The 12570-nt window shown below is 62.3% G+C and carries 1 protein-coding gene; it reads left to right on the top strand.

What is annotated here, in order from left to right; translation table 11 throughout:
• The first annotated feature begins 42 nt into the window (after positions 1-42).
• Positions 43-12495, top strand: a complete 12453-nt coding sequence (locus tag M2335_RS16375) for a YDG domain-containing protein (protein ID WP_264595519.1) — start codon at positions 43-45, stop codon at positions 12493-12495.
• Positions 12496-12570 lie beyond the last annotated feature (75 nt).

Below are 12570 nucleotides of genomic sequence, written 5' to 3'. Positions count from 1 at the left end.
GCAGGCCACCCTTTTCGCGAACCTTATGGTGCAGTGGACCAGATGATGATCAAGACCGGCAGCGATAGCAGGCGTCGGATGCGGTGTGGGGCGAGCGGTTTGGCGCTGATGGCGGCGTTGTCGCTGGCGGTACCGGTACAGGCTAATCCTGCGGGTGGCGTCGTGGTGGCGGGTGATGCGGTCATCGCGGGGCAAGGGACGGGTTCGGTCACGATCAACCAGTCGAGCGGCCGGGCGATCCTGGACTGGCAGAGCTTCTCGGTGGGGACGGGCGAGAACGTGCGCTTCGTCCAGCCTGGTAAGGATGCGATCGCGGTCAACCGGGTGACCGGCGCTGATGCTTCGCAGATCCTTGGCAATCTGAGCGCCAATGGCCAGCTGGTGCTGATCAACCGCAACGGGATCGCGTTCGGCAAGAGCGCTGTTGTGGATGTTGCGGGTCTGGTGGCGACCACGGCCGATATCGATGCCGAGGGGTTCATGGCGACAGGCGCGCTGAGCTTCTCGAACGGCGCGCGTGTGCCTGGGGCGGGAATCGTCAACGAAGGCCGGATCACGGTGCGGGACGCAGGTCTTGCGGCGCTGGTGGCGCCGAGCGTGCGCAACAGCGGCGTGATCGTGGCGGACATGGGTCGGGTGGCGCTGGGGGCCGGCACCGGCTTTGTGGTGGACCTCTACGGCGACGGGATGATCAAGTTCGCGCCCGATGGTGCGATCCAGCAGACCCTGGGCGATGGCAGCGGGGCGCTGGTCGACAATAGCGGCACGGTGCAGGCCAATGGCGGTCGGGTGCTGTTGACGGCGTCGGCGGCACGCGAGGTTGTCAACGCCTCGGTTAACTCGACCGGCATCATCCGGGCCGAGGGGATCAAGGCGAAGGGGGGCACGATCTCGCTGACCGGCTCGGGCCATATCGCCTCGACCGGCCTGGTCTCTGCCGACAGCGCGCAGGGGCAGGGTGGCCAGATTGCCATCTCGGGCGGCTCGGTGGCGCTGGGTGGTCTCGTCACCGCCTCGGGCAAGACTGGCGGCAACGTCGCCGTGACATCCGAGAATCTGCTGTCACTGGCCGACGCGGTACAAGCGGTCGGAACGCTGGGCACCGGTGGCAACGTCACCTATATGGCGACCAGGGTGATCGAAACCGACAGTGGTTTCACCAATGTGTCCGGCCTTACGCATGGCGGCAAGATCAAGGCTGTCGCCGCCACCGACTATACCTCCTCGGGCAGCTATCTGGCGCGAGGCAGCTACGGCCGTGGCGGCCGGATCGACCTGACGGGCGAGGACACAGTCTCGCTGCTGGGTGCCACCTTGTCGGCCGGTGGTCAGGCGCAGGGCGGCCTGATCCGTATCGGCGGCGCCTTCCAGGGCGGCAAGACCCCCGACCAGGCGCAGCCTTATTACCGGACCTTCCTTGGCCGCTGGGGCAATGATCTTGGCGAGCTCGCTCATGCCGGCACGCTGTTCGTCGGCGACGGGACGGTGATCGACGTCAGCTCGAAGCTCGGCGAAGGCGGCACCGCGGTGCTGTGGTCGGACAAGCAGACGACCTCACTGGGCGCGATCGATGCGCGCGGGGCGCTGCCCGGCTCGGTCGAAATCTCATCGGCGGGCGAGTTGCGCAAGCTCGATATCGATCATGTCGAGACCGGACCCGGTGGCCACCTCCTGCTCGACCCCAAGAATATCACGATCGGCAGCGATGTCGTGGCCTCGACTTGGACCTATTCCAGCCTGTTGCGGGCGACGACCTCGGCGGTGCGGACATCGCAACCGGTTAGCGATTCGGGCTATAGCGTAGCATTGAATGCAGCCGGCAGCCTGCTGGTCGTGGGCGCTCCCCAGGATGATGGCCTGGCCGGCAACTCCAACATGATCAGCAGTGGCGCCGTCTATCTCTTCTCGGTGACCGCAAGTGACTTCAGTGGCGCAACTCTTTTAGGCGTGATGGGCTATGGTTATACGGGCGGCAAGAATGTCGACGTCAGCCAGCTTGAGGGCGGTGACTATTTTGGATCCGCAGTTTCGCTCAATGCGACCGGCAATCGGCTCGCCGTCGGCGCGCGCTATGATGACGGCGCAGGCAATGCCAAACAGGACTCTGGAGCTGTCTATCTCTATTCCTTCACCGATGCCGCTTATAGTGGTGCCGCCCTTCAAGGGCGAATTGGCCATGCCTATACAGGCGGCAAGAATATCGCCCTGACCGCTGATACCTTCGACAACATTGGCGCTGCCGTTTCACTGAACTCGACGGGCAACAGGCTTGCAATCGGGGCGCCTGGCGATGCAGGCGCCGGCAACTCGGTTGCCAACTCTGGCGCGGTTTATCTCGTATCCTTCAGTGATACGAGCTTTACCGGCGGCGCTGTGCGCGGCCAGATGGGACGCGGCTATTCGGGCACCGGCAGTGTCGATGTCACCGGAATCCAGACCGGGACTGATTTCGGGACGAGCGTCGCTCTCAATGGCGCAGGCGATCGGATCGCGGTCGGTGCAACCGAAAATGGCATTTCCTCGGGCACCGGCGCGGTGTTCCTTTACAGCTTTGCCGATACCAATTTCTCCGCCGGTTCTCTGAGCGGGATGATCGGCAAAGGCTTCACCGGCGGCAAGAATATTGATCTTTCGGCGCGGCTGGGAGCCGGCGACTGGTTTGGAGCCTCGGTGGCGCTCAACGCTGCCGGCAATGTTCTCGCCGTGGGTTCGATGCTGGATGACGGCGTCTCGAATGGCGCGACCGACAATGGCGCAATCTACCTCTTCAACTTCACCGATGGATCCTTCTCTGGCGGCACGCTGAGTTCGATCTTCGGACAAGGGTACAGCGGTGCCAACGACCGCAATGTGACGCTCAGCAATGGTTGGCTCGGGCGTAGCGTTGCCCTCAACGCGGCAGGCAATCGCCTTGCCGCAGGAGCCCCTGCCTATGATCAGCTCGGCAATACGACGACCGCTGGCGGCGCCGTCGCCCTTTTTCAGGCCAATGCGCTCGGTACCGCCTACGCTGACGCTTCATCCTCGACGATGACGCTTTCGGCCATCGACGTCGCCGCGCGCCTGGCCGCCGGGACAACAGTGACGTTGCAGGCGAGCAATGACATCACCGTCAACAGCGCCATCACGGTTTCGGGAAATCCTTCCTCCGTCGGGGCGCTGACCCTGCAGGCCGGGCGCTCGGTCATCCTCAACGCCAATATCACCACCCAGAACGGTAATCTCACTATCATCGCCCATGATGTCGCGGCAAACGGTGTGAACGCGGCGCAAAGGGACGCGGGCGCCGCCGGGATCAGCATGGCGAGCAATGCTGCCATCAATGTCGGAACAGGCACGGCTCGTTTCGAAATGCGGACAGGGGCCGGCGTCGGCATTGCGGGGTACATTACCCTCAGCAGCGTGGATGCGGGAAAGATCGTCATCTATAATGGCGGCCCGGCAACGAGCGCCGGTGTGACCCTCAACGGCGCGGCGGTACTGAAGGCTAGCGGCACGGGCACCGCGATCGAGATTGCCGCACCAAGCTTCACCAATAACAGCAGCGCCGGCGCTGCCACCCTGCAGGCGTCCAGCGGCCGCTGGCTGGTCTGGACCGAGAATTACGCAAATGACAAGCTTGGGGGCCTGACTTACAACTTCAAACAATATGCGGCGACCTATTCGCTCACCGCGCCTCCGACTGTCCAGGGTACGGGCAATGGCGTGCTCTACCAACTCGCGCCTCAGATCAGCGCGAGCCTGGGGGCCGTCAGCAAGGTTTATGACGGCGATCTGACCGCGGCCCTCACCACCAGCAATTTCGCACTCACCGGCGCCATGGGCGGCGACACGATCACGCTGTCTGGCATCAGCGCAAATTACGACAATAAAAACAGGGGTGATGCCAACCGCACCGTCAGCGCAACCATCGGTGGCGTTACTGCAATGCAGGGCTCCGCGACCGTCTACGGCTATTCGCTTGCGTCATCATCAGCGAGCAATTCCGGCAGCACGATCACTGCACGGCCGCTTACGATCAGCGTCACAGCGCAGAACAAGATCTATGACGGCCTGCTAACGGCGGGCCTCAATACAGCGACGCTGAATAATGTCGTCAGTGGCGACACGGTATCCGTCGGTGGGGGCACTGGCGCCTTCCTCACCAAGGCGGCCGAAAGCGGCAAAACGGTGGTCGTTTCCGGGTTCACACTATCGGGTGCGGACGCCGCCAACTACACGGTGACGCAACCCACTGGTGTAACGGCCGACATTACCAAGCGCGCGCTGACGGTCAGCGTGACGGCCCAGAACAAGGTCTATGATGGCAGCCTAGGTGCCGTGCTGAACACCGCCGTCCTGAACAACGTCGTCAGCGGCGATACGGTCTTGGTCGGCGGCGGCACCGGGGCTTTTCTCACCAAGGTCGCCGAAACCGGCAAGACAGTGGCCATTTCGGGCTTCACCCTGTCAGGGGCAGACTCAGCCAATTATACGGTGACGCAACCCACCGGTGTGACCGCAGATATCACGAAGCGGGCGCTGACGATCAGCGTGACGGCCGAGAACAAAGTCTATGATGGCTCGCTCACGGCAGGTCTCGGCGCCGCGACGCTGAACAATCTTGTCAGTGGAGACATGGTCTCGGTCGCCGGCGGCTCTGGTAACTTCCTGACCAAGACCGCGGAAAACGGCAAGACGGTTACGATCTCGGGCTTCGCGCTGTCTGGCGCTGATGCTGCGAACTATACGGTGACGCAACCCACCGGTGTGACCGCGGATATCACGAAGCGGGCGCTGACAATTGGCGTCACCGCGCAGAACAAGATCTACGATGGCCTGCTAGCGGCGGCCCTCGATACAGCGACGCTGAATAATGTCGTCAGTGGTGACACGGTATCCGTCGGTGGGGGCACTGGCGCCTTCCTCACCAAGGCCGCGGAAAACGGCAAAACGGTGGTCGTTTCCGGGTTCACACTATCCGGGGCGGATTCTGGCAATTATACGGTGACTCAGCCAACCGGCGTTACTGCGAGCATCACCAAGCGAGCGCTGACGATCAACGTTACGGCAGAAAGCAAGGTTTATGATGGTGTTCTTGGCGCATCCCTGAACACCGCCACGCTCAATGATATAGTCGGGGGCGACGCGGTCTCGGTCGCCGGCGGCACGGGCGCCTTTCTGACTGCCAATGCTGAGAACAGCAAGACTGTTACAGTTTCCGGTTTTACGCTGGCTGGCGCGGACTCCGCCAATTACACGCTGACGCAGCCCACCGGCATTACGGCGAACATCACCAAGCGGCCGCTGACGATCAACGTTACGGCGCAAAACAAGGTGTATGATGGTGATCTCGGCGCATCCCTGAACACGCCTACGCTTACGAACGTCGTCAGCGGCGACGCAGTCTCTGTCGGCGGCGGCACCGGGGCTTTCCTCACCAAGGTCGCTGAAACGGGCAAGACGGTGGCCATTTCGGGCTTCACCCTATCGGGGGCAGACTCAGCCAATTATACAGTTACCCAACCCACCGCCGTCACCGCAGATATCACGAAGCGGGCGCTGACAATCAGCGTGACGGCCGAGAACAAAGTCTATGATGGCTCGCTCACGGCAGGTCTCGGCGCTGCGACGCTGAACAATCTTGTCAGTGGAGACACGGTCACGGCGGTCGGCGGCACGGGCACCTTCCTGACCAAGACCGCAGAGAACGGCAAGACGGTCATGATTTCAGGCTTCGCCCTCTCAGGGGCGGACTCCGCCAATTACACGTTGGCACAGCCCACGGGGTTGACCGCGAACATCACGAAGCGCGCGCTGACAATCGCCGTCACGGCTCAAAACAAGGAATATGATGGTGGTCTGGGCGCCACACTCTCCACCGCCAGCCTGAACAATACCGTCAACGGCGACGATATCTCGGTCGGCGGCGGCACCGGCACCTTCCTGACCAAGACTGCCGAAGCTGGCAAGACAGTGGCCATTTCGGGCTTCATTCTGGCTGGGACGGACTCCGGCAATTATACGGTGACGCAACCCACGGGTGTCACCGCAGATATCACGAAGCGTGCGCTGACGATCAACGTGATGGCTGAGAGCAAGGTTTATGATGGCTCGCTCACGGCCGGTCTCGGCGCCGCGACGCTGAACAATCTTGTCAGCGGAGACATGGTCTCGGCCGCCGGCGGCTCGGGCACCTTCCTGACCAAGACCGCAGAGAACGGCAAGACGGTCATGATCTCAGGCTTCACCCTCTCAGGGGCGGACTCCGCCAATTACACGGTGGCACAGCCCACCGGGGTGACCGCGGATATCAGCAAGCGGGCCCTGACAATCACCGTAACTGCGCAAAACAAGACCTATGATGGCTCCTTGGCGGCCGCGTTGAACGCCGCCACCCTCACGAATGTCATCAACGGCGATACGGTTGCGGTCGGTGGCGGCACCGGAGCATTTCTCACCAAGACTGCCGAAGATGGTAAGACGGTAACGATATCGGGCTATACGCTGTCGGGTTTGGACGCCGGCAACTATACGGTGAGCCAGCCCACCGGCGTCACCGCGGATATTGCGAGGCGCGCGCTAACGATCAGCGTTACGGCTCACAACAAGGTCTATGATGGCTCCCTCGCCGCAGGCCTTAACGTCGCGACGCTGAACAACACCGTCAGCGGCGACACCGTGTCAGTGGGCGGCGGCACAGGAACGTTCCTCACGAAGACCGCCGAGGACGGCAAGACCGTCACGGTCGCCGGCTTCATCCTGTCGGGCGCGGACTCCGCCAACTACACTGTGACGCAACCCACTGGTGTAACGGCCGACATCACCAAGCGCGCGCTGACGGTCAGCGTGACGGCCCAGAACAAGGTCTATGATGGCCTGCTTAGCGCCGCGCTCACCGGCGCGACGTTGAACAACACCATCGGCGGCGACGATATTTCGCTGACCGGCGGTACGGGCGCCTTCCTCACGAAAGCCGCCGAAACCGGCAAGACCGTCACGATCTCGGGCTTCACCCTTTCGGGTGCCGATGCCGTCAACTACACGGTGGCCCAGCCCACAGGTGTCACCGCCGACATTACCAAGCGCGCGCTGACCATCAGCGTCACCGCTCAGAACAAGGTCTACGACGGCGCGCTCTCCGCTGCGCTGAATAGCGCCACGCTCAATAACATCGTAAATGGCGATGCCGTGCTGGTCGGCGGAGGCACCGGCGTCTTTCTCACCAAGATGGCCGGGGATGGCAAGGCGGTTACGATCTCTGGTTACAGCCTGTCGGGCGCTGATGCCGACAATTATTCGGTGACACAGCCGACAGGCGTAACGGCGAACATAAGCAAGCGGGATCTAACGATCGCCGGCGCCGATGCCGTCAACCGGGTCTATGACGGCACAAATGTCGTCGAACTGGTAGGCAACCTCGAGAACCTCGTCGCAGGCGACGAGGTCAGCTTCCTTTCGAAGCGCGGCACGATGGCGGATAAAGCGGCGGACAGCGGCAAGCAGGTTATCACCAATTACCGCATTACGGGGGCTGATGACGCCAACTATACGCTCGTTCAACCGACCCAAAACGTCGATGTCGACATCGCCAAGGCACTGCTGACGCTGGTCTCCCCACAGGCGCTCGACCGGGAATATGATGGTACAACCTCGATCGTAGTTACCCACGGCGGATTCTCTGGAGCCGTGAGCGGCGATTCGGTCGGCATCGACAGTGTCAACGGCTCCATCTCGTCCAAGAATATCGGGACCTATTCGGTCGTTACGCAAGGGGTTCTTAACGGATCGGATGCGGCCAACTACGACCTGAGAGACCCGGCGCTGTCAGCGACAATCGGCCAGAAGACGATCACCGGATCGCTGACCGGTGCGATCACAAAGGTTTATGACGGCACCACCGACGTCAACCTCAGTCCGTCGAGCTATGTCCTGAGCGGCGTCATTGCGAGCGACGTTGTCCGCTTGGCTGGTGAGGGTGCCTATGTTGATAAAAATGTCGGAGGTGCCGTCACCGTACGTGTCACCAACACACGTCTCGAAGGGGGCGACGCCAGCAACTACAAATTGCTTGCCTCGGCGAGTGTCGAGGGCGTCGGCGAGATCACAGCCCGGCAACTGACGATTGCCGATGCCAAAGCTATCGACCGGACCTACGACGGCACAACCGCTATTGCGCTCGAAGGCCGCCTCGTCGATCTGATCGACGGCGACATTGTGGCGCTCAACCGGGTGGGATCGGTCGCCGACAAGAACGCGGGCCAGGGCAAGCTGGTCACCACCGGTTACAGTCTGGCCGGAGCTGATGCGCGCAACTACGTCATCATTCAGCCTTCGGCACCGATCACCGTCAATATCGGTCGCGCAGTCCTGACCTTCGCCGGACAGGCGGTCGACCGCGATTACGACACGACCCGCGACATCGAAATCCGCAACGGCCAGCTCGGCAACATCATCGGCCTGGACGACGTCGGCGTCGCTCAAGTCAGGGGTCTTGCCGACAGCAGGAGCGCCGGCACACACAATGTGGCGGCCCAAGTCCAGCTATCGGGTGTGGACAGAGGAAATTACGATGTTGTCGCCCCGACACTGACGGCCCAAATCCGCCAGAAGGAGATCGGCGGAGCGCTCGTGGGGCCGATCAGCAAGGTCTATGATGGCGGTCTCTCGGTAGGGCTGGGCGCGGGCAATTACGCTCTAAGCGGCGTTCTCGGTAGCGATGACGTCGTCTTTGCGGGGTCGGGCACGGGCACCTTCGCGGACAGGAACGCGGGCACAGCTATCCGGGTCACGAGTACTGGGAGCCTTGCAGGGGCCGATTCCGGTAATTATCGCCTGGCCTCGACCACCGTCTCGATCGACAGCGGCAGCATCACCGCGCGCCAGCTGACGGTGCTGGGCGCCGATGCCGTCGACCGCGTCTATAATGGAACCACCCTCGTGCAACTGACGGGGGATCTCGACGATCTGATCAGCGGCGACGTCGTGAATCTCAATCGGGTGGGCAGCGTTGGCGACAAGAACGCTGCCAATGGGAAGTTGGTCACAACCGGCTACACCCTGAGCGGCGCTGATTCCGGCAATTATGTGCTGGTCCAGCCCACCGCCCCGATGACTGTCGATATCGGCCGTGCGACCCTGACCTTCACCGGACAGGCGGTCGATCGCGACTATGACGCGACCCGCACGGTTGCCATTCGCGACGGTCAGCTGGGTAATATTCTCGGAACCGACGACGTCCGCATTTCCAATGTCATCGGCGAGGCGGCTTCGAAAAACGCCGGGCCCCAAGGCGTGGCCGCCCAGGTCGAACTGAGCGGTGCCGATCGCGGCAATTACGATGTCGTCGCCCCAAACCTCATGGTCGAAATCCGCCAGAAGGACATCAGCGGGGCGCTCGTTGGGCTGATCAGCAAGGTCTATGACGGTAACGTGGCGGTCAGCTTGGCCGCAGGTAGCTACGCCTTGAACGGCGTTCTGGCCACCGACGACGTTGCTTTCAACGGCTCGGGCACTGGGACCTTCGCTGGCAAGGACGTAGGCTCGGCGATCCGGGTGACCAGTTCAGGCACCTTGAGCGGCGTCGACGCCAGCAATTATCGCCTCGCTTCGACCGCCGTCTCGAGCGACAGCGGTGTGATCACCGCCCGACAGCTCACCGTGGTCAACGCCGATGCGATGGATCGGACTTATAACGGCACCACTTTGGTTGGCCTGACCGGCGGTCTGCAGAATCTCGTCGGCGGGGATACCGTGACTCTGGGTGGCACCGGCAGCATCGCGGACAAGAATGCCGGCTTGGGTAAGCTTGTGACCGCGCACTATGAACTGGCCGGCACAGACAACCACAACTATGTCCTGGTACAGCCAAGCGACCGCATCGAGGTCGATATCGCCAGGGCCACTCTTACCTTCACGGGCGAGGCCGTCGATCGTGATTACGATGCGACACGCGCGATCGCGATCCGCAACGGCCAGCTGGCCGATATCATCGGCAATGACGACGTCGGTTTCATGTCCGTCACCGGTCAAGCGGCCGAGAAGGACGCCGGCCGTCGGTCGGTCGCGGCCAATGTCACGCTGACGGGCGCGGACAAGGACAATTATGATGTTGTCGCATCGCCGCTCTCGGTTGAGATCCGCCAGAAGCAGATCAGTGCCTCGCTGGTTGGCCCCATCAGCAAAGTCTATGACGGCACCACCACAGCCGTTCTGACGCCAGCGCAATATACGCTGACCGGCGTCCTTGGTGGCGATATGGTGGTGTTCAGCGGCTCTAACAGCGCAAGCTTTGCGAGCAAGGACGTTGGCTCGGACATCCGCGTCATGAGTTCCGGCTCGCTGACGGGGACCGACGCCGACAATTATATGCTAGCCTCGCCGTTGGTCACCTTCGATGGCGGCGTGATCACCAAGGCGCTGCTAACCGTTGCAGACGCTGTGGCCACCAACCGCGCTTATGATAGCACGCGCTCGGTGGTCATCGGCGGTCGCCTTGAGGGGGTGTTCGGAGGCGACAGCGTCGTTCTGGGCGGTAGCGGAACGATCGCCGACAAGAACGTCGGTACCTATCAGGTCGCTGCCGCCTTCACCTTGGGCGGTGCCGACGCGAACAATTATGAGATAACACAGCCGACCAACGTCAGCGTCGACATCAGTCGGCACATGCTGACGCCCGGCTCGGTGATCATCGCCGACAAGGTTTATGACGGCGGGCTCGGCGCCACGGTCAGCCAGAGCACATTGAGCGGCATCTTCAACGGCGACGATGTCCGTTTCGTGAGCGGCACAGGGACCTTCCTCGACAAGAATGTCGGGGACGATAAGGCGGTAACCCTCGCTAATGTCGTTCTCGGCGGCACCGATGCCGGCAATTACGGCGTGGACACCTCGAGCGTGGCAAAAGGCAGGATCACGGCGGCACAGCTGACGGTCACCGGCAGTCGGGCAGTCGACCGCGTCTATGATGGGACAGCCGCCGTCGTTCTCCAGAATGGAAGCCTTGCCGGGCTCATCGACGCCGACACCGTCACATTCAGCGGTGGCGGAAACATGGCCGATAAGGGTGCAGGGACCGGTAAGCGCGTTACGGGCGCCTATAGCCTGGGCGGCGCTGATGCGGCCAACTATGTGCTGGTCCAGCCGACCGATATCCTGGTGACGATCAGTCCTCGCGAGATCAGCGCAATGCTGACCGGTTCGGCGGCGAAGGTCTATGACGGGACCGACTCCATTGTCCTGTCCGCGGACAATTATGCGCTGACCGGAGCATTGGATGGCGACCGTGTGACGCTGAGCGGCGCGGGTCGCTATGCCGACAAGAATGTCGGTACGGACAAGGACGTCGTGGTCAACGGGACGAGCCTGTCAGGCGCTGATGCGGCTAACTACAAACTAGCGTCCAGCAGCATCTCCGGCAAAATCGGTCAGATCACCCCTGCGACCCTGATCGTGGAGGACGCTGCGGCGATCGGTCGCAGTTATGATGGCACACGCGTGGTGAACCTCGCCGGGACGCTGCGGGGACGGGTCGGTACCGATGTGGTCACGTTGGGCGGCATTGGGACCCTCGATGACAAGGATGTTGGCACCGACAAGGCCGTCTCAACAAGCTACACGATCGACGGCATCGACGCGGGCAATTATCAGCTGGTGCAGCCGACCGGTCTGAGCGCCACCATCACCGCCCGTATCTTGACCCTTGCGGGTGCTTCGGTGGCTGACAAGGTCTATGATGGCACCGTCCAGGCAACCATGAGTGGTGGCACGCTGACCGGCATTTATGCCGGCGACGACGTCCGCTTCACCACCGGCACAGCAAGCTTTACCGACAAGAATGTGGGAACGGACAAGGTCGTCACGGTCGCGGGTTCGGGTTTGACTGGCGCGGATGCCGCGAATTATGCACTCGCTCCGTCGAGGAGCTTCACTGCCTCGATCAAGCCGGCAGCGCTTATCTTGCTGGTGGATGACAAGAATCGCGTGGCTGGCGGTCCTGATCCCGTATTCACCTACCGTCTCGATGGTCTGGTAGGGGCCGACAATGTCGATGTCGTCACGGGCGTTAGCTTCGCCAGTGCGGGCGTCGGGGCGGCTCCTGTCGGGCGCTACTCGATCGAGGCGGCGAACGCGACCGCCCAGAATTACACAATCCGCTACGCACCTGGCACGCTCAGTGTCGTCCCGGATCCCAACGCACCGGAACCCGGCAACCCGACGCCCAGCGATCCAAGAACCTTCGACGCGGGGCGGTCAGAGCTGAACCGGGTCCTGCACAGTGCGTTGCAGTTCGATCGCAAGGCGACCGAGGCAGAGCAATTGGCGGGGGACGGCGCCGCTCGGCGGCCTTTCGGTGCCTCGGCAGTGACCCAAAACACTGTTGCGGTGCGGGAAACGGGCACGGTTATCACCGGCGAACCGCTCGACGAATGGCGGCGCCAACTGCGGTTCCGGCCGATCGCGGTTCCGGTGAAACTGCCCAACAGCGCCACCTTTTACGTCGGCAGCAATCAGTAAGGCGAGGGCGCCTGCGGGGGAGGGGGGAATCCGCAGGCGTTCATTTTCGATCCTCTCAATCGATTGGGACCAGAA

The organism is Sphingobium sp. B12D2B (assembly GCF_025961775.1).
Taxonomy (GTDB): Bacteria; Pseudomonadota; Alphaproteobacteria; order Sphingomonadales; family Sphingomonadaceae; genus Sphingobium.
This window is presented reverse-complemented; position numbering and strand designations above follow the sequence as displayed.

Bases quoted from the DNA above. Each gene is read 5' to 3' on its own strand.
- M2335_RS16375 (WP_264595519.1), top strand. From the start codon at position 43: ATGATGATCAAGACCGGCAGCGATAGCAGGCGTCGGATGCGGTGTGGG.